The 20198-nt window shown below is 62.1% G+C and carries 15 protein-coding genes and 1 pseudogene; 14 read left to right on the top strand and 2 right to left on the bottom strand.

Annotated features, from left to right (window positions below; genetic code table 11):
* Nucleotides 1-415 precede the first annotated feature (415 nt).
* The 6 genes from ACIGJD_RS08835 to ACIGJD_RS08860 all read left to right on the top strand — a co-directional run bounded on the left by ACIGJD_RS08835 (nt 416) and on the right by ACIGJD_RS08860 (nt 9168).
* On the top strand, nt 416-4609 hold the full coding sequence (locus ACIGJD_RS08835; RefSeq protein ID WP_483689179.1) for an RHS repeat domain-containing protein: 4194 nt from the start codon (nt 416-418) through the stop codon (nt 4607-4609).
* A 752-nt stretch (nt 4610-5361) separates the two neighbouring features.
* Complete coding sequence (locus tag ACIGJD_RS08840) at nt 5362-5949, top strand: recombinase family protein (RefSeq protein ID WP_483689180.1); 588 nt, start codon at nt 5362-5364, stop codon at nt 5947-5949.
* A gap of 379 nt (nt 5950-6328) precedes the next feature.
* Nucleotides 6329-6505, top strand: a complete 177-nt coding sequence (locus ACIGJD_RS08845; RefSeq protein ID WP_483689181.1) for a hypothetical protein — start codon at nt 6329-6331, stop codon at nt 6503-6505.
* Between the two features lie 44 nt (nt 6506-6549).
* Nucleotides 6550-7239: a DNA-processing protein DprA gene (gene dprA, locus ACIGJD_RS08850; protein WP_483689182.1), complete on the top strand. Its 690-nt coding sequence runs from the start codon at nt 6550-6552 to the stop codon at nt 7237-7239.
* 567 nt (nt 7240-7806) lie between these two features.
* On the top strand, nt 7807-8832 hold the full coding sequence (locus ACIGJD_RS08855; protein ID WP_483689183.1) for a DUF4192 domain-containing protein: 1026 nt from the start codon (nt 7807-7809) through the stop codon (nt 8830-8832).
* A gap of 183 nt (nt 8833-9015) precedes the next feature.
* Nucleotides 9016-9168, top strand: coding sequence for a hypothetical protein (locus ACIGJD_RS08860; RefSeq protein ID WP_483689184.1), 153 nt, complete (start codon nt 9016-9018; stop codon nt 9166-9168).
* A 266-nt stretch (nt 9169-9434) separates the two neighbouring features.
* Here ACIGJD_RS08860 and ACIGJD_RS08865 read toward each other — a convergent pair whose 3' ends face one another.
* Nucleotides 9435-9647, bottom strand: coding sequence for a hypothetical protein (locus ACIGJD_RS08865; RefSeq protein ID WP_483689185.1), 213 nt, complete (start codon nt 9645-9647; stop codon nt 9435-9437).
* 864 nt (nt 9648-10511) lie between these two features.
* Between ACIGJD_RS08865 and ACIGJD_RS08870 the strand changes: the two genes are divergently transcribed.
* The 8 genes and pseudogenes from ACIGJD_RS08870 (at nt 10512) to ACIGJD_RS08905 (ending at nt 18198) form a co-directional block, all read left to right on the top strand.
* Nucleotides 10512-11861, top strand: coding sequence for a ParB/RepB/Spo0J family partition protein (locus tag ACIGJD_RS08870; protein ID WP_483689186.1), 1350 nt, complete (start codon nt 10512-10514; stop codon nt 11859-11861).
* A gap of 349 nt (nt 11862-12210) precedes the next feature.
* Nucleotides 12211-12312 (top strand): annotated as a pseudogene (locus ACIGJD_RS08875) (hypothetical protein); the annotation flags it as partial.
* A gap of 60 nt (nt 12313-12372) precedes the next feature.
* Complete coding sequence (locus ACIGJD_RS08880) at nt 12373-12699, top strand: helix-turn-helix domain-containing protein (RefSeq protein ID WP_483689458.1); 327 nt, start codon at nt 12373-12375, stop codon at nt 12697-12699.
* Nucleotides 12700-12737: 38 nt separating this feature from the next.
* Nucleotides 12738-13550, top strand: a complete 813-nt coding sequence (locus ACIGJD_RS08885) for an IS3 family transposase (protein WP_483689187.1) — start codon at nt 12738-12740, stop codon at nt 13548-13550.
* Between the two features lie 99 nt (nt 13551-13649).
* Nucleotides 13650-14006 carry a hypothetical protein gene (locus ACIGJD_RS08890; RefSeq protein ID WP_483689188.1) on the top strand — a complete coding sequence of 119 codons (357 nt, stop codon included), beginning with the start codon at nt 13650-13652 and terminating at the stop codon, nt 14004-14006.
* A gap of 1110 nt (nt 14007-15116) precedes the next feature.
* Nucleotides 15117-16937, top strand: coding sequence for a relaxase/mobilization nuclease domain-containing protein (locus tag ACIGJD_RS08895; RefSeq protein ID WP_483689189.1), 1821 nt, complete (start codon nt 15117-15119; stop codon nt 16935-16937).
* Nucleotides 16934-17905 carry a hypothetical protein gene (locus ACIGJD_RS08900; protein ID WP_483689190.1) on the top strand — a complete coding sequence of 324 codons (972 nt, stop codon included), beginning with the start codon at nt 16934-16936 and terminating at the stop codon, nt 17903-17905. Before ACIGJD_RS08895 ends, ACIGJD_RS08900 begins: the two co-directional genes overlap by 4 nt.
* A complete protein-coding gene (locus ACIGJD_RS08905) occupies nt 17902-18198 on the top strand; it encodes a hypothetical protein (RefSeq protein WP_483689191.1) in 297 nt (98 codons plus the stop codon). Before ACIGJD_RS08900 ends, ACIGJD_RS08905 begins: the two co-directional genes overlap by 4 nt.
* A 250-nt stretch (nt 18199-18448) precedes the next feature.
* Here the strand turns inward: ACIGJD_RS08905 and ACIGJD_RS08910 are convergent, their stop codons facing one another.
* Nucleotides 18449-19453 (bottom strand): matrixin family metalloprotease, encoded by a 1005-nt coding sequence (locus ACIGJD_RS08910; RefSeq protein WP_483689192.1) that lies wholly within the window; start codon nt 19451-19453, stop codon nt 18449-18451.
* Between the last annotated feature and the right edge of the window lie 745 nt (nt 19454-20198).

Below are 20198 nucleotides of genomic sequence, written 5' to 3' on the forward strand. Positions count from 1 at the left end.
GGGGATTGCCGCGGATCTGTTCGTAGAAAGTTCTTGGGGGATGTCTACTGTTCAGCGCTCGATTCGTTCTGCCATTTTTCGGCCAGTCTCAGCCGGTTTCCTTGCTATCAGAGGGTTTCTGACGGCTGTTGCCGTGCTTAGTATCGCAATCGCCGGGCTCAGCGCACCGGCTTTTGCCGTCCCTGAAAACGTCGGTTCGGTTCCCATTGTTCCGTCCTCTGTCCAGGCGCCGGCACTGGCCCCGATGCAAACGACTCCTCAGGTGCAGGCTGGGGTGTTCGTTCCGGTCCAAGCAAGGATTATGGATAGCCGGACCGGATTGGGCGGAGTCACCGGACCGTTGACTCCCAGCACCTGGTACCCATTCCAGGTCCTTGGTCAAGGCGGCGTACCAAGTACAGGAGTTGATGCTGTCTTGGTCAGTCTTACCGTCATCAACGGAACCTCTCCTAACGCCGCAGTCCTGGAGCCCAACACAGCGCGAAATCTTGAAACCACCACGTTGTACTCAGGAGTCAGTGACACGATCTCCAACTCGGCCATCATTGCCGTCGGTTCCGACGGCAAGCTCGCACTGTACTCCACCACATCGCAACAGTTCCTCGTTGACGTCCAGGGCTACTTCACGTCCGGCGATACGCTCGCCCCCGGAGGTTTCGTCTCTGTCCCGACCTCACGGGTGATTGACACCCAGCTTGGCACCGGATACCCGGCGGGAGCATGGTCGGGATCGGGGATCAAGAGCCTGAATTTGAAGGGGAAGGGCGGTGTCCCGGACACTGCGACCGCCGTTTTCGCGAACATCACCGTCATCAATAACAACGATCCCGCCCAGCTGGCGTTTGCCACGTTGCCCGGGGGAGGGTTCGCGACAAACCCCAACGGCTCCGGCACATCGCTGAACTTTCGCGGGGCCGACACCACCGCCGTTGGCGCGGTGCTGAACCTGAACGCTGAAGGCGTGGTCGACATCAAGCACGATCCCTCCTATGCGACAGGTTTCAACGTTCTGATCGACATTCAGGGCTACTTCGACGGGCAAGTCTCCACGAGCTCGTTCACCACTGTCGAGTCGCGCCTGTACGACTCACGTGTCTCAAACACCCCGATCCCGGCGAACAGCACAGTCGAGGTCCAGATCGGTAGTGTGGGCGGTCTCCCGGCGCCGTCGGCCAACGTGGCCGGCGTGATGATGAACGTCACCCCGCTCCCGCTGGGCGGGTCGGGTTTTCTGACCCTATGGCCCGCTGACGAAGCCGAACCCCGTCTTGCCAGCGGTGAAACAAACCTCAGTTCGGTGAACTACACGACCGACTCCGCGTCGAACGTCATCGTCGTCAGGCCCAGCGCCACCACGGGCACCGTTAAGGTCAAGAACACCGGCGCCAATGCGGTGCATGTCGTCATCGATTCCCAGGGCTGGTTCAGCAACGCGAACCTGCTCCCGCCGGTAACGGTAAGTGGCGCGGAATCGGGATCCCGGGGCAAGGCCTCGATGATCCCGCACACCCTGACCGACTCCGCCGAAGTCGCCCTCAACCCGACCAACGGCAACGCCGTGCTCACCGGCCGGCTGTTCAACATCCGCGGGATCGGGCAGGACATCAACGTCGCCTGGCGGTACAACACCAAGTACGACCACCGACCGACACTTTCGATGGGCAGGCTGGAAACAGCCCTTCGGTTTGACCCTCCGACCGGGAACATGATCTACACCGCCCCGGACGGCGGCTGGTACACCTTCACCAACAGCGCCGGCGTGTACACCATGGCGCCGGAACTGAACGCCTCCCTGACCAAGATCTCCGCCGGCGAGTACTGGCTGCGGTTCAACGACACCGGAATCACCAACGTCTACCAGGACGATGGGACCAACTTCGCCCTGGTTCGCTCCGTCGATGCCAACACCACCAACCCGAACACCGTGACCTACACCTACGGCAACGGCCGACTGACGCAGACCACGGACACCCAGGGCCGCACCATCTCCTACGTCTACAACGACACCCGAAACCTGAACCAGCCCTCCGCGATCACCGACAACTCACTGAACCGCACCGTCAACATCGAATACGGCGGCGGCGAAGGACGGATGTCCAAAATCGCCGAAGCCACCGGCGCGGTCACCACCTTCACCTTCACCAACGGCAAACTCAGCTCTTACACCGACGGCCGCACCAACACCACCGGTCTCGTATACGCCGCGGACGGGTGGGTGAACACCATCACCTACGGCCAAGGCTCCAGCGCGGCCGCCACCTGGACGCTGACGCACAACGCGGACGGCAGCGTCTCCTACCTGGCCGACCCGAACAGCAAGCAGACCACCTACACCTTGGACGCGAGCAAGACCCGGGTCCTGACAACCACGGACCCGAACGGCAACAACACCTCGGCCACTTTCGACGGCCACGACAACCGGATTACCAGCACCAACGGATTGGGCCAGAACACGACCGCGGCGTACAACGCGGGCAACTCGCTGACGAAGATCACCTCACCCTTGGCCGGTTCCACGGGAACCGCCGGGGACGTGTCCTTCACCTACCCCACCGCAGTCGGGGACCCGCTACTGAACTACCGACCGGACACCTCCACCACCAGTGAGGGCAACACAAGCACCATCCAGTACGACCCGAACACCAAGAACCCCTCGGCGATCCTGACCCCGGACAACCTGGGCGGCACACCCCGCCGCTACTACCAGGGCGACGCCGCCGGCACGGCCTGCGGTGCCAAGCCCGGGTCGCTGTGCCGGTCCACCGACGGCAACGGCAACGCCACCACCTACGCCTACGATGCTGCCGGGAACGTCACCACGGTGACCCCGCCGGCCCCACTCGGGCCAACGACGTACACCTATGACGCCGCGGGCCGGGTCGCAACAGCCAAGGACGGGAAGAACCAGACCGCGACCTACACCTACGACAACAACGACCGGATCACCCAGATCCGGTACGCCGCGACCTGCGTGGCCGCGTCCTGCGTCGCCTACACCTACGACAATGCTGGGAACCTCACCACCCGCGTTGATGCCGCGGGGACCACCACCTACACCTGGGACGCCCAGAACCGGCCCACGAGCAAGACCATCGGTGGAGTCACCACCTCCGTCACCTACGACGGGGCATCCAACATCCTGACCTACGTTGACCCGCTCGGGACCGTGACCTACCGCTACGACGCGGCCAACCGGCTGGCCGCCCTGGCAGAGCCCGGCGGGTCCTGCCCGGCCACGCTCGTGTTCCCGAACAGCACCAAATGCACCGGCTTCGACTACGACAACGCCAACCGGCGCATCGCGACCAAATACCCGAACGGGGTCAAGAACACCACCACGTACGACGGGGCCGGCAAGATCGCGGCGATCACCGCGACCGACACCGGAAATACGGTCTTGGCCAAGCGGGCCTACACCTACACCCTCAACGGGGCCAAGGACGGCGCGCAGCGCAAAACTATGACCACCCAGGGCGGCACGCTTACCACCTACAACTACGACAAACTCAACCGGCTCACCTCCGCCGTTTCCGGCACGGTCACGGATTCCTGGACGTACGACGCGAACAGCAACCGGCTCACCGAGGCCAAAACCGGGACCCCCACCGTCTACACGACCTTCAACGCAGCCGACCAGCTCTGCTGGCACGCCACCACGCCAGGCACCTGCGCCGCGCCACCGGCCGGGGCGGTCATGTACGGGTACGACGCGAATGGCAACACCACACTTGCCGGGTCCACCGGCACCACGCAGGCCTACAACGTCTTCAACCAATTCATCACCAACACCAGCGGCTCAACGGTGACGAACTACACCTACGCCGGGACCCGCAACGACGAACGCCTCACCGCAGGATCCACCAGCTTCCTCAATGGCACCCTCGGCGTCGCACAGCAAACTAAGACAAGCGGAACAACCTCGTTTGTCAGGGACCCGGACGGCAATCTCGTGAGCATGCGCGACGGTGCCGGGGCCAGCTACTACTACACCACCGACGCGCTCGGCTCCGTCATACTTCTCACCGACGGCGCTCAGGCCAAAGCCGCGACTTACGGCTATGACTCCTGGGGCCAAGCCAGCAGCACCACCGGTACCCAAGCCGACGGCAACCCCTGGGGCTACGCCGGCGGTTATAAAGACACCACCAGTAACCGCATCAAATTCGGCGCCCGCTACTACAACTCCGCACGCGGCCGCTTCACCCAACCTGACCCTTCGGGTCAAGAGTCCAACCGCTACCTCTATGCAGCAGCGAATCCAATCGCCAACGCTGACGTCAGTGGATTATGGTACGTCAGCTTTCCTGTAACGGTATGCCTGATTGGGTGCCAAGGATTCTCCTTGAACTGGGGGAATGACGGTATCTTTTTAGGCCACACCACGGGTATCGGGGCAAGGGCTGAATTGAGCGCAGGTGTGGCAGTCAGCCCTATCGGAGGGCTAGGTGGTTCCGGAGTGGGATCAGTTGAATGTTCTGGTCTTTGGGGCGGAGGAATATTTGGTGGATTAGGTTTGGATATCAACGCACCCGACGCATACGTTGGGGCTGGCGGCGGATGGGGAGGCGGGTGTTCCCTCAACTTTACTGACTACTACAAACTAAATTAGGAGCGGTCTATGTCATCTTTACTTATCGCAGGTATAGCTGCTCTGGGGATAGGCATTGTACTGCTAGTGCTGTCTGCCCCGATGGCGCGTCTTGCCGAAAAGACGAGGGTGCAGCTGATACCGGAGCCCGATTCTAGGGCGTATAAGAGACGAAAGCTGGCGATTATACGCGCAGTGGGAGGTGCTTGGCTAGCAATGGGCTTGGGGCTGGTGGTATACGCGGTAGTCAACAACATTTAATGATCGCGCGTCACCTTTTTGAAGCCGGCCTCAATCTGGAAGATGATGACCAGGCGGAAAATATAGTTGTTCTCATAACTTCAGAACCGCTCTAAATAAACAATTCTCTAAACCTTCTTTTTATTCGCATAACCATGATTCCTTAGGCAGGTGGGCTTGACGTGGCACGAGGTAGGCCGAGTGTTGGATGGGTAGGAATTCTTATCATCATATTCTTTGTTATTGGAATTACGTTATGGGTCATTAAGAATGTCTTACACCTGTACTAGGTTTCGCCGGTGCTGCCCTCTTTCTGGAGGGCGAGGGCCAAAGACCTAAGGGTGTGGCCTGTCAAACCTTTTTGTCTCGAAAAGGAACAGTTTTCCAAGACATTGACCAGGGCCTCAGAAGGGAGAACGACGGCCGCGCGAGCGGGGCGGGAATGACTGGGTCCTTGGCGTCTCGTAAAGGCGTCTTGCAGTGAATCGTCTCGCTGCAGGTGCATCGAGGGCTTTTCGAGTCAGAATCGTCTTGTGAGGCAATTGGGTTACACCCGGGTTAGTACTTCCAGCCAGGACGCCCAGCTGCAGCTGGATGCATTGGTCGCCGCAGGTGTGCAGAAACGCGACGTCTTCGCCGATGTGACCTCGGGCAGCAAGACGGCGATTGAACGGCCCGGAATGAAAAGGCTCCTTGAGTACGCCGAAGAAGGCGACACCGTTGTTGTCTGGCGGGTCGACCGCCTTGGCCGGTCGCTGATTGACGTCTTGAATACTGTGGCGCTGCTACGCGGCCGCGGTGTCCAGGTCCGGTCCATATCCGATGGCATCGACCCGGCCACCTCGACCGGCCGGCTGATGCTGAACATGCTCGCAACACTTGCCGAGTATGAGCGCGAGCTCATCGTGGAGCGGGTCCATGCCGGCATCGCCGTTGCACGCCAGAACGGCACACGGTTTGGCCGGCCTCCGTCCGACCCCGCCGTCATCGCGGACAAACTCGCGATCGCCCGCGCCAAGGGGCGCACCGCCGAGGACGCCGCCCGTCTGGTTGGCTGGAGCCGCGCAACGCTCTACCGCCACCAGCAAGCAAGCGCTGCCCGCGGCGGCACCACGACGTAGCCCGGAAACGACGCGCTCCTGCAGACTTCGGTTTCCGGCCTCGCTTAGCCAGCGCCCGGATCTACTGCACGGTCCTCGCTTCGCTCGGGCTGTAAAGCGTCCTTCTGGTTTTTTGCTGCTGTCCTGCGGATCGTACGTGCCCGCTCCACCGGCTCAACCGTCCTGCGGACGGCTGCGCAGCCGATGCCTTGTGTCGGCGCTTCGCTGATTTCCTCCCACAAGCCATCGGCTGCTTGCCCTTCGGGTTGCCCCGGCTCCGTCGGGCACAGCTCCGCGCTGCTCCGCCAGCAGGCAAAAAACGCCCGGGGGAGAGGGGAAGCTGGCCGGTCACCCAAGCCGCCCCGCCCACCGGATCCTCAGCAAAAGGACGAGAGAAACCATGAACGATCGCACTGCCCGCGCCGCCCTGACCCGCCCCTTCGAACCCGGCGACCGAATCGGCCGCGCCCTTGTGGGCAGGCTCGGCGCGTACGCCGCACTGCGGCTTGCCACCGGCGCCCAACCCGCCCACACCCTCCCGGACGTAACACACCGAGGAAACTGGCCGACGCGTTGAAACGCTGGGCACCCCGGGTCCCGGACCTGGCCCCGGAAAGGGACTTGGCCACCATCGAACGCCTGGGCGGCGGGTTCCTCATCCCCGGGGATGAGCACTGGCCCGAAGGCCTGGACGACCTGCCCGACGCCCCGTACGGGCTCTGGTACCGGGGCAACATCGACAACGGCATCCCCGCACCGTCCCGGTGTGTGGCCCTGACCGGGTCCCGTGACTCCACCAGTTACGGCGCCTCCGTGACAGGCGACATGGCCTACGGGTTGGCCCAACGTGGAATCTGCGTGATTTCAGGGCTTGCATACGGCGTCGACGCACACGCCCACCGTGCCGCAATGGCCGGAAGCCAGGGAGAGGGCCCGGCGACCCTCGCGGTGGTGGCCGGAGGCCTTGATCGTGACTATCCGTCCGGTAACGCTGATCTCGCGGCCGCAATCCGCGCCAACGGCCTGACCCTTTCCGAACTGCCCCCAGGATCCGCCCCGACCCGGTACCGCTTCCTCCAGAGGAACCGCATCATCGCCGCGCTGGCCGGTGTGACTTGTGTCGTGGAAGCCCGCTGGCGCTCGGGGGCGCTGAATACCGCCCACCACGCCGAAACCATTGCCCGGCATGTCGCGGCCGTCCCCGGGAGCGTGCACAGCGCCAACTCGGCAGGATGCCACCGGCTCCTGAAGGAAGGCGGGGCGGTGCTGGTCTCCGACGCGGCCGAACTGGCCGAACTCCTCGCAGGCTGAGCCCTTGAGGTGGCCGTCCCGTTGCTGGGGCGGTCACCGCGGGCGGTCCGCCGTCGTGGCCGGCTTGCGCTATGGGTTGGCGGCGGCGGACCGCCATTTCGCACACACTGCGCCGACGACCACGAGTGCGCGGCCGCCGAAGGTCGAGGTGCCGAAAGCAAGCCCGGGGTGCTGAGGGAAGGTTCGCTGGACTCACCAGGAAACGGGCGTCCGCTGGCGCGGCCGGCTGTTGGGGCCAGTGCCGGCTCCGCAGGGCTCCGCCGCCCCTGGCCCTGGTTGTTGAAAGAGTTTTGGCTGCTGTCCTGACGGATTGTACGTGTCCGCTCCGGCCTGTCTAGCCCCTCCGTTCCTCCGGGGCCTGCGGTGCAGGAAATGTCCCTGCGGCGCTCCTTCGTCGCTGATTTCCTCCGGGAATTTCCCGCCCCTTGCCCTGCGGGTAGACAGGCCTCCGTCGGCCACAGCTCCGCAAGCTTCGCCAGCAGCCAAAACAACAAGGGGGGAGAGGGGAAGCTGGCCGGTCACCAAAGCCGCCCCACCCACCATCATCCTCAGCAAAGGACTTTGAACATGACTGACGCAATCTGCATCTCCACCCCCGCCGACATCCTCGGTTTCATCCCGCACTCCCTCGGGTTCGTACCGCGTGAATCCTTTGTGTTCCTGACCATGCGGGGCAAGACGCTCGGCGCGACACTGCGCGTCGACGCCCCCGCGGCCGCGGAACCCGCCGGTTTCGCCACCTCCATGACGGAATACCTCGCGCTGGACACGCAGGCCACGGCGGTGCTGCTGGCAATCTACACGGCCAGCACCCCCGGACCCGGGCAGCCCCGCCCCTTCCACGACCACGTCGAGGCCGTCATCGACGCGCTAGACAACGCAGGGACTCCACTGCAGGACGCGTGGCTGGTCACCCCGTCGCACTGGCAGAATCTGCTGTGCGACAGCGACGCCGGGTGCTGCCCGCCCGAACCGCTCGAATCCATCACTGACGGGCAACTGAACGCGGAACTGGTGTTCCGAGGAAGCAGCTACCAAAAGACGCCCGGCACCACCTATCCGTCGTTCGCTGGCCCGGAAGACAGGGAGGAGCAGATCCGTCACGCGCTCCCGGGAGTGCTCGGCGCGGACCTGGCCCCGGGCCGGGAACTGTGGGCCGAGGCCCTGACCCGGGACGGATGGATGGACGCGCAGACGGCCATAGAGTTGCTGGCCTGCTTCCAGCGCCCGGACCTGCGCGACACGTTGTTCTGCAACGTGATCGACCCGGAGCTGCCAGACGCCGAGGGAAGCGGCAACCTGCTCGTGGGGGAGGGGATCACCCCGGACTGGGACCGCGTGGACCGGGCACAGGAAACCGCCCGTGACCTCATCGACGCCGCGCCGGAAGGCTACCGCGCGCCCCTGCTGACCCTGATCGGCTGGCTGGCATACCTCAAAGGCCAGTCGTCAGTAGCCGGGGACCACTTCAAGCGCGCCCTGACTGACACACCGGGCTACCGGCTCGCCGAACTGATGGACCAGCTGGTCAGCCGGGGAACCATCGCCCCCGTCGCCAAAAACCAGGACACCGCCTACAAGCGGCACCGCTAGAAGGGGCAGGGGCTGGGCCGGGAAACCGGTCCGGCCCCTTGGGTGCGGTGGCGGCCTCCCCCGCATGCGCTCCTCCGGCCGCCGATCACGCTGCCGCGGGCGCAGCCCCACAAACGGGCAACGGCCGGACGCCGGGCTACAGTGGACAAGGAACACCGTCCACTATGAGCCTGGGGGCCGCACATGAGCCACGAGTACATCGTCACGGACGACGACGCCGCACCCGCCGACGCCACCCACGCCCAGGACATCCTCGAGCTCTCGATGCTGACCATGCCCCAGCCAGGCGCCCCCATCGTCGACATCTCCTGGGAGAAAAACCCGCTGGACCCGTAACTTCATGCAGCGAAGGCGCTGCAGCACCGGTTTCCTTTTGCTGAGGGAAAAACTGAGGCCGGCCCCACGGGGCCGGCCTCAGCCCTCTTAACACAGGAATCGGGCGTCCGCTGGGCGCGGCCGGCGGCGAGGCCAGTGCCGGCTCCGCAGGGCTCCGCTGTCCCTGGCCCTGTTCTGTCTACGACGTCGTGGTTGCTGTCCTGACGCATCGTACGTGTCCGCGCCGGCCATCGAGCCCCTCCTTCGTCGGGGGCTTGCGCGGTGCGTCACGTCCGCCGCGTTGCAGAACAAAGCCGCCATAACGCAGCGCCCGCAAGACTGTTGAGGAAAGCGATAAAGGCATCGCCCGCAGCTGGACGGCCGACGATCAGGTCCAGGGCTACTAATACCAGCGATCCGAGCGCGGCAACCGTGAACACCCCAGTCAGGATCCGGAGCGCGCGGAGAGGACGGCCGGGACGCGCGACCGGATCACTCATGCCCTCACCCTACGCAACAACAAGCGCGGCAGGCGCTCAGGCAGGTCCCTCAACCAGGCTGCCGTAAGCGTACGCAATCCAGGGGCCGGTGCCTACCTCAGGGGTCTCAGCCATCATGACTCGCTTGGTCACTTCAAAGTCAGATGGAGCTCGCCTGTACATCACCTTGACCAGGTCGATGTCCCGGTCGACATGACCATCCGGCCACAGGACGTCATAGCGGAAGCCCGGACCTGACGGCGAAACCACCTTGAGGTGCGAAAGTAGGCGCTGGCTCGGAAGGCGTAAGGGATAGGGTCACTGGCTGGCACGACACCATCCTCACACGGCGAACCACGGGTTGAGTCGATGAATGCTCGCTGGGCTCGCACTGGTTTGCGCTGCGCTTCAACCAGTTGATGGGCGTCCGCTGGCGCGGCCGGCTGTTGGGGCCAGTGCCGGCTCCGCAGGGCTCCGCCGTCCCTGGCCCTGGTTGTTGAAAGAGTTTTGGCTGCTGTCCTGACGGATTGTACGTGTCCGCTCCGGCCGGTATAGCCCCTCCTTCGTCGGGGCCTGCGGTGCAGGAAATGTCCCTGCGGCGCTCCTTCGTCGCTGATTTCCTCCGGGAATTTCCCGCCCCTTGCCCTGCTGGTAGACAGGTCTCCGTCGGCCACAGCTCCGCGAGCTTCGCCAGCAGCCAAAACAACAAGGGGGGAGAGGGGAAGCTGGCCGGTCAGCAAAACCGCCCCAGGCGACAGCCCGGTCCACGCCAGCACCCCTTTTCACCCGCTTGACAGACATAGAAGCGTCGGGGGAGAGGGGAGCTGGCCGGTCACCTAAGCCGCCCCACTCGCCCACCATTTCGGCAAAGAATGGAAGAACACCATGAACGCAATACCCACACTGGAAATGCTCGACCCCACGACTTTGACTGTGGATGTGAACGTCCGCAAGGACGCCGCCCTGACCGCTGACTTCATTGCCAGCGTCAAAGAACACGGTGTGATGGAGCCCGTGATCGCGCACCGCAAGGACGACGGCACGGTGCATGTGCTGATGGGACAGCGCCGCACCCGCGCCGCCGTCGAAGCCCAGCGCCCTGAAATCCCGGTGATGATCATCGAGTCCCCGGAAGAGGCCGAACGGATCGTGACGCAGGTCGTGGAGAACATCCAGCGCGCCGAACTGACCGAAGCGGACGAGGCAGACGCCTACCACCAGCTGTCCCTGATCGGTGTTTCGGCGGCATCGATCGCCAAGAGGACCGGCCGGAAAAAGGCTGCCGTCGAGGGTGCGTTGAAGGCCAAGGCATCCGAGGCCGGGACCGCCGCCCTGGACCGGGGATGGAGCATCGAGACGGCTCTGATCATGGCCGAGTTTGAACAGGACGAGGCCGCGACGGCCGACCTTGAATCAGTTCTCATGGACGACCCCGGCCAGCTGCTCCACGTCGCCCAGCGGTTGCGGGATCAGCGCGAAAGCGCTGCAGCCCTCGCCGCGCTGGTCGCCGAACTCGAAGCCCAGGGTAGGACGATCGTGGAGGACGCCGGACACTACTCCGACGACGAGAACCTCTACGTCACCGCCGCCAAAAGGGAGGACGGGGAACCGGCCAGCGAGGAGGACGCGAACGCCGTCCTGATTACCACGGACTACCGTGGCCAGCACCGGACCCACTCAGTTATCGCAGGCTGGAAGGACACGGGTTTCGTCCCGAAGTACGAACGCTACGACGGCGGCAGCAGCATCCAGAAAGGCCCGATGACCGAGGAACAGAAGGCCGACCGGAAAACCCTGATCGCCAATAACAGAGCGGCCGAGTCGGCCACCATCGTAAGGCGTGAGTTTGTCCGGAACCTGTTGGCGAAGAAGCAAGCGCCGAAGGGCTGGCAGCACTTCACCGCGTACGCGCTCACACACCACCCGGAAACGGTCAGCGGCTATGACGGGGAGGTGGCCGCTGAGATGGTTGGAGCGAAGTCCGACGAGTCGGACCGGTGGGGATGGAACCCGCTGCGGGATCACGTCGCCGCGTCCACGGCCCGGCCGGAGTTCTCTTTGATCGCACTGTTGTGCGCAGGGTATGAAAAGACGCTTGCCAAGGACTCCTGGCGGTCCCCGTCGCAAAGCCACCGGGACTACCTGAACCAGTTGGTCCTCTGGGGATACACCGCAAGTGAGACAGAGCAAATGATTATCGACAGCGGGAAACCCGCCGAGGACGAAGCAGCATAAAGAGCCCCTTGCCGGGCGGAACCCCCACCGCCCGGCAAGGCCCCGACCGCTCACCACGGGCAGGTCCAGGAACCTCCTGTAGGTCGGGCGGTCCGCCGCCCAGGGCGAACCTCAGCAGCCACCCACCAGCGACGGACCGCCATCAACGCCCCCGCCCATTTCCGCGAGACGGTGCCGCGACTTCCCCAACATCCCACGAACACTTCCAGTTGTGACCAGGTACGTATCTTCAGCTAGGCTGAAGCCACAGATTTCCTTTTTTGCCGAAGGACACGAAGGGCCGGCTTACATGAACTGCTCCCCGAAAGTTGGACTGAAAATTCAGTTCTGACTCTCGGGGAGCAGTTTCATGGTTAAGGGCAGTTCGTTGTCTGTAGAGCAGCGCGGGGCCGCAGTGGCTCTGTTTGAACGCGGTTGGGGTACCAGAGCTGTCGCAACAAAGCTTGGAGTAGGTACGAAAGCAGTCCTCCGCCTATACGACAGGTGGCGCGTTCGCGGAGATACTGCTCTTGTGACCAAACCAGTGAAGCGGCTGTACTCGTTCGAGTTCAAGCTCAATGCTGTGCAGCGCTATATTTCCGGCGAGAACAGGGTAGCTCTAGCCAAGGAGCTTGAGCTGTCGTCGCCGCACCTGATCACAGTGTGGGCAGGGCAATATAGGGCTCAAGGCGAGGAAGGCCTGCGCCCGAAACCAAAAGGGCGGCCAAGGAAGAACCCAGAGGTTTCCGCGCAGCCGGAACCAGAGCTGGAGAGGCTGCGCCGCGAGAACGAACGCCTGCGCGCAGAGGTGGCCTTCCTGGGAAAAGTAAACGCCTTGAGGGACGGGGAACGGCGCTAAAGGTTCGCGCTGTCATCGCCCTCAAGGCTGAGCACCGGTTGGAAGTTCTCCTGGACGTAGCCGGGTTAGCGCGGTCCACGTTCTTCTACCACCAGTCCCGACTCAATGGCCCCGATCCGCGGGCATCCCTGAAGGCTGTTATCAGGGAGATTTTCACAAAGAACCATGGCCGGTATGGGCACCGCCGGATCCACATTGAGCTGGGCAAGCAAGGGTGGAGGGTCGCCAAGAAGAGCGTCCTGAAGCTGATGCGTTCCCTGCGTCTGGACTGTAAGGTCCGGAGCAGGAAGCGGTACAACTCCTACCAAGGCGAGCAAGGCGTTGTGGCCCCAAACCTGCTGAAGCGGCAGTTTGAGGCGGATACCCCAAACCAGAAATGGGTCACCGATGTGACCGAGTTCAGCGTCGGTGACAGGAAGCTATACCTCTCACCGATCATGGATCTGTTTGACCGCCAGATCATCTCCTACACAATCGGCACTTCGCCCAACCTGGAGTTGGCCAATACCTCTCTGCGCGGCGCCTTGGCCACGCTGGAAAACGGACAGAAACCCCTCGTGCACTCCGACCAGGGATTCCAGTATCAGCACACCTCCTGGCGCCTGCTCCTGCAGAATGCGGGCGCCATCCAATCGATGTCCCGCAAAGCCAACTGCTACGACAATGCCGTCATGGAGAACTTCTTCGGACACCTCAAGGAAGAGCTCTTCCACCGTGTCCGGTTCCTCAGCATCGAAGCGCTAGAAACTGCACTGCACGAGTACATGCATTGGTACAACACCGAAAGAATTTCCACGAAGCTCAAGGGTTTGAGCCCGGTACAGTATCGTGCTCAGTTGCTCGCCGCATAGGTCCACTGGCAGCCATCCCTATGGGACGACTCAAAGGCAGGTGCGCGGTCGACGCCCGGCAGCTACCAATGTCAAGACAAGAGGTGAAAGACTCCAGACATGGCGAATGCTCAGCATGGTGCGATGTCCAACGAACAGGGATTCCGGAAATACATCTTGGTTTTGCAGTGGCCAGCAACATCTGAGAATGACTTTGATGCGCTTATCTCGATGGAGGATCTGCTTCAGTCTGATCTTCGGGATGAATGCGGCGTCGTAGACGGGCACGACTTTGGCGCCGGCGAGATGAACATCTTCATTGAAACCGACCGACCACTGGAAGCCTTTGATCACGCGAGGACATCGCTGAGCACTGACAAGCGATGGGCCAGCGTACGGGCGGCATACAGGCCGGTAGATGAAGAACGTTATGTAGTCCTTTGGCCGAAGGCGCTTGAAGTGTTCTCAGTGTCATGATGCCAGCAGTCGACTTTACCGATTGCGACGGTGCGGCGTCCGGTGAAGGATCCTCTAGCGAGCGCACTCGGTACCAAGCGGATAGGCCCTCTAGCGATTTACTCGAGCCGCGACCCTGAGGGGCGGGAGGGCTCGTTGCCGTTCAACCTTTTGTCGCTGTTGCGAGACGAAACGGCTATCGCCATAGTAAAGACCACGACGCAGGCTACAGGCACGGCCAACGCATCGGGAGCTATCGGGCTGAAGTTTCTGACTATCCATGCGACACCCGACCCAAGCGGGATCGCCGCAACCAGCCATAACCAATTCATCCAGCGCGGCGGGACTTTCCGTTCTTCCAGGTTCCCCATTGCCGAAGCATAATCCCGCCTCCAGCGGAATTCCCAGCTGCTTTCTTACTGGAACCAAACTGATACCAAGCCAATCCGGGCTGAGATTCGAAGTAGGCCACCGTCCGGTGGAGGATCCTAAACGGCAAGAGCTTAACGAAGAAGTCCCCGTCCGAGTGGGACGGGGACTTCCAGGAAGAGCCGACGCTAGCCGCTAAAGTGGAACTCGCACATTTACGAGTCCAACTTTCGGGGACCACTTCATACAAGCCGGCCCTTCGTGTTTAACATGACGCTGGTGATGGACGCCGTCCCCGACTGTGGTAATCCCCGCCAGTAGCTCGCTGGGAGCCCCCGCGCGCCCTAATACCCGGCAACGTTCGGAACGTTCCTGTGCCTACCGGTCCCGGCCACACGCACTAGATTTGTGTCGTCCCGGCTGAAATAGACCCCACCCCCACACAGGCACGACGGCGATGGTTGGGCTTGGACTATGGGAGAGTTGTCCGGTCTTTTCCTGCCCGCCCTGAATGGAGGCTGTGCACAACCACCGCTTACCCTGGTGAGGTGTTGGCGGCAGGTGCCGTGGTGGTTGTGTGCAGCCGGTCACATGGGTCCCGTCGTCCACTTGTGTGCGGGAAAAGCCCGGAGGAAATTGCTTTTGCCGTGCACCTGTGGGCGAGGGGCGTTTCCCTGGTTACTCAGATGAACTAGGGATGGTGGACCGCATTTCCACGTTCGATGAACATCCTGTGGGCTTGGGTCAACGTTATGCTGGCGCATGTTCGGACTGATCCAGTACCTTGCCGGTCCTGGACGGGCCAACGAGCACACGAACATGCACGTGGTTTGCGCATCCGAGCACATCGTTTCCGTGCTCGACGGGCAGGAGCTCGACGCTGAGAACAGCCGCGAGCTTGGCCGTGAAATGGACTTTGCAAAGAAGGCATTCCGGCCGGATGGGAATGACCGTTCCCACGTGCTGCACGTGTCGCTTTCCCTGGACCCGGAACAGCTGGGAGAGAGCGGCAGCCGGGACGACGAGTTTTGGGAAACCGTCTCACGCAAGTACGTCGCGGAGATGGGCCTGGACGGGTCCGACGGTAAGGCCGCGTGCCGGTGGGTTTCAATCCGGCATGGACTGAGCAAGAAAGGCAATGACCACGTCCACCTTGCTATCTCCATGATCCGTGAAGACGGTACCTGGTGGAGCGATTACAAGAGCAAGTTCAAGTCCCAGAAGGCCGCCCGTGTCATCGAAAAGGACATGGGCCTGCGTGTCCTGGGACAGGGCCTCAAGACCAAGGGAACCAAGCCCGGCGAACTGGAATCACTGGGCCGCCGGCGCGCTGAAGCTTCCTACACGCGGCAGGCCAAAGCAGACCATTCCATGGTGCCCTGGGCAATGCTGGACAAGACTGCCCGTGAACATCTGATCAGCGCTCAGAAGACCATTGAACAGCCACGCATTGAACTGGCACGCCGACTGCGCGGCGCAGGTGCAGGTGCGCGCACGGAAGCCGAGTACGTGCAGCGGCTCCGTGGCTCAGGGTTGCTGGTCCGGCCCTACTTCGCCAAAGGCAGCACATCAGCTGTTGCCGGGTATTCCGTGGCATTCCGTCCCCAGTCGGGGGAGCGTCCTATCTGGTACGGCGGGGGAACCCTGGCCAAAGATCTGTCGTTGCCGGCCTTGCGCCAGCAATGGCCCGCCACTGATCCGTCGGCAGCCGTGCCGGAGTGGAAAGCAGCACAGAAGAACCGTGCGTTCGCCACCGCCGTGCCAGCTGGAGCCGACGTGATTTCAGCTGAGGTAGTGAACGAGTTCTTCCGCGAAATGAAGGACGTTGCTGCACTATTCCGGGACGTGCCGGGAACTGACCCGGCACGCTTCGCTCAGATCGCCCGGCAAGGTGCAGGGGTGCTTTCGGCATGGAGTGTTGCAGCAGGGGCAGAAGGCGACGCGGCCGCCCGGAACCTTGCCGAGGCGGCAGACCTTTTCGCCCGCCACGCGCAGCTGGCCGAGGAACCCAGGCGCGCCGTCGTTCCCACACGGGAAGTCATCGCCGAGATCGCAACCCACCAAGCCATCGGAATGTCCAAGCGGGCGGGGGCATCAGCAGTCCTGGCTGCATGGAGTGATTTCGGAACGCAGCTGGGGAAGGCCTTCAAGGCACACGACTACGGACACGCTACAGACCGGCTCTCCCGCGAGGTCAGGGAAAAGCTGACGCACGTCCAGCGCGCATACCTGTCCGTGGACGGGAACCCGATCCGCCCGCACGTTGGCGGCAAGGCACCCATGAAGGGCGCAGCTGACACGTCGGTGGCCCTCCTTGAACGGCCCATGGGAACGTCCCAGGGCGAGGCCGCTGCCACGGTGCAGAAGCCACGGCCCCGGCTGGAAGTTCTCGAAGAACAATTGCGCGCGGCCGGGTTGCCGGAGCAGACCATCAGGGCACGACTCCAGGCAGAGAAGATCATCACCACCGGGCCACGGCCCGCACAGGGAAAGACACCCACGCCCAGCCCGTCCAGGGCAGCGACACACGGACCGGAACAGAAAACACAACAGAGCAGGGATCAACAGAAAGGCAGGGGATGACGTTGAGCGAATCTGACGGCGTTGATGATTTTGTGGAACAGAACTTTCAGCACGCGCTGGCCATGGCCGCGCAGATCGGTTCGGCAGCTGCACGAACGTGGAAACAACACTCCGAACAAGCACGTGCCGACAACAGCCGGCGCGGCTCCATGGCCCGGCTGGCGTTCGACTCCGAACGGCTCGCAGCTGTAACGGCCCTGGCACCGACGGCCGGTAACCAGTGGTGGGAATCAGCCGGGCAGGCAGACATCGTTGATGCCTACCGCATCGCCACAGCATGGAAGGATCACGACCCCGCGGCCGCAGCGGCCGAGGAAAATATCCGCACCCAGTTGCAGCAACGTTTTGGCTTCGATATCACCGAGGTTGTGCAGGACCAGCAGCGCATTGACGCCGCCCACGACCGGGAGGCATCGGTGGAATCCTGGATGGCGCTGGCACCGGTAGAGCGGTCCACGGCCCAGGCGCCGGAAGCCGTTCAGGCAGCAGCGGAACGGTGGGCCATCACGACCCAAAGCCCGGACTACCAGGACCATATAGTGGGCCAAGCCCAGGCAAACAGTCCTGAGGCCAAAGTTCAGCTGGTGAGGGACTGGCTGGCAGCCGGTTCACCGGAGGTTCGGTCTTTCGGTCCCGAGTATTTGGCAGCGCAGAAACGCTACGACGAACGCGAATCGTCCCGCGCCGAGGCACGGGAACGCGAGGCCGAACAGCGCCGTCAGGACTTCCTGACACGCCAGGGCCGCAACCCCGAGCAGGCAGCTGCCCAGGCGAACACGGCAGGGCCCGCCGAGGCACACAAGGACGCCGAAGGATACAAAGCAGTGGCCGTGGCCGAATACGCCCGGCAGACCAGGCGAAGGAGGACGCGGCGCGGGAGCAGCGGACCGGGCCGACAGCCCTGGAAGAAGAGTGGTACCGGGAAGAGTTCCTTCACAGGGACCCGGATGCTGTTGAATCCGACGTGAAAGCCCAGACAGCGGGCCACGACGCCGCCGCCCACGAAAGCGCCGGCCACACTGCCTCCGACCGTGCGGCGGCCGCCTATGGCAGCGCTGAACACCGGGCAGCCCTCGAAGAGCAGCTGGTCACAGCCGGTGTGCCCGAGCAATCCGTCAGGGCCCGCATGCAGGGCGAGAAAATCCAGAAATACCCCATCACCCACGCCGCAGCGGGAAAGGGCGCTCAGGCCGGGAAAACGCGGGCACCCTCCGCAACCAAAACCCAGGCACAAAGCAAGAACCGCACCCAAGGTCGCTAAACATCACCAGACAACGAAGGCCCTGCACACCGATAGTGTGCAGGGCCTCTTCGTGGGCTTTTACCCGAGTCATATATGGCTGGCAAAGCCTCGTTCAGTTTGCCGCATGGTCTTGAGCCGCCCAGCAGGAGGGTTTGCCGTCTGAATGTCTGTATCGCCCAGCAGGCTGCCCTAATCGTCACGCTTGCACCTAAACAGCTACCACTTGAAACCTCAGCTGCCGTGCGATCCGAGGTGCCTCCGGACGTTATCAGTAGTGATAATGCGCATGCAGCGAAGCGAGGTCCCCCGCGCCCAATGAGGAGTCAGTCGTCGTACAGGGGGAGACCTGGGGCCGCATGACTTGTGCCGTTTCCTGTTCTTGTCCGGCGTGGCGAAGGCCAACAGCGTGTCCCATTTCATGGACGGCCACCCCCTGGAAGGTATACCAGTTGGATCCAGCGGGACAATACAGGCTCCCATTGTCATACCAGGCCCAGGTAGCCTCTGTATCAAAAATCATGTCTGCTTCGATTAGTTTTCCGCCCAAATCCCACCAGATGCAGGTCCATGCAAGCGTGCCGGGGTTAGTTATTTGTTTGAATGTCAACGTACTTCGCAGGTCGGTGAAAAAATTGCATGAACCATCGTGGTTAATGTTTGCGTTGCCAGCGGTCCGACCGTTGTACTGTGTCGTCAGCTTGTTGTTTGGGTAGGACAGGCCGCAATTGTTCGTTCGATTTGTCCAAACTCCGGGAGCGGGAGTCAGATTCCACTCAATCAGGTCAGTGAAAACTGGCGCTGGCCATGATGAACTTTCAGTCAGCCAGAAGCCGTATGTTGTCGTGTTCCAGTTATGCGGCTCTACGTTGATATTGCTGTAAGAGCACTTAGTGCTACTCAATGAGCTGATTCCTGAGGTGTACTTAGCATCTATTGCTTGGGCTGTTGCTAAGTTTCCAATTGCACGTGATGAGCCGTTTGAAAAACGTTCGACAACGGCTAGCTCACCTGTCTCTGACATTTGAGCTGTGATCTCAGGCAGCTCGGGACAACCCTCTTCGACCAAGCCATGCATGCTGTAGCCGGTTCCAGCTTTTGGAATCGTGACCAATTGCCCGCTCTTGAGCCGTACTGTGTTTCCCGCGAGTGCGCAGGCGCGGCCGGGTCCGCTGGGTATGGATTCTTCATCCATAACTTCCGCTGCGACTTCGTTGTCACGTCGATCTTCACATGCAAATGGTTTTGAAATGGCCGTACTTGGAACGGCAGTCAATAAGCCCAGTAGAGCCGAAGTGCACAGAACAGAGACGATTCTATGTAGTTTCAAAACAACATCCCCCAATGTTTCATACCTATGGGCATACTCACACTGGATGCGAGCTTTTACCTCCGTAGGCGTGTGGTCAAGCTAGCAGGGAATTTGTGAGTAGGCAAGGACTTTCGGGGCTAAGAGGTTTACACTGCATGTGTGGCTAGTAGAAACGGAACTGTACGCTCACCGTCTTGGCCCTGGTCTGAGTGGTGGTCATGGGGTGGATTATTGGTCTTGCTCGCATCCATCACCTATTTTTGCCTCAGCGTTGCTAGCCGCAGTTGCAACTCTGTTACGGTTTCAGGTGAAACCTTGTGTAGTGACTTTTACCTAGTTCCGCTAGATCTTCGGCCTTGGTTTCTAGCAATTATGGCCCTGATAGCTTGCTTCTTCATATACCAAATAGTGCGGACATCCACTAAAAAACTTCGCAAACGGAGAATCTAGGATTCGCCCCTTTTCGTAATGCGAATTGAGACTTTGCCATAGAAGCGCCGAAGGATACAAAGCCGTGGCCGTGACCGAATACGCCCGGGCAGACCAGGCCAAGGGTGACGCGCGGCCCACGACGCCGCCCACGAAAGCGCCGGCCACACCGCCTCCGACCGTGCGGCGGCCGCCTATGGCACCGCTGAACACCGGGCAGCCCTCGAAGAGCAGCTGGTCACAGCCGGTGTGCCCGAGCAAGCCGTCAGGGCCCGCATGC

The organism is Arthrobacter sp. E1SS-5 (assembly GCF_057073715.1).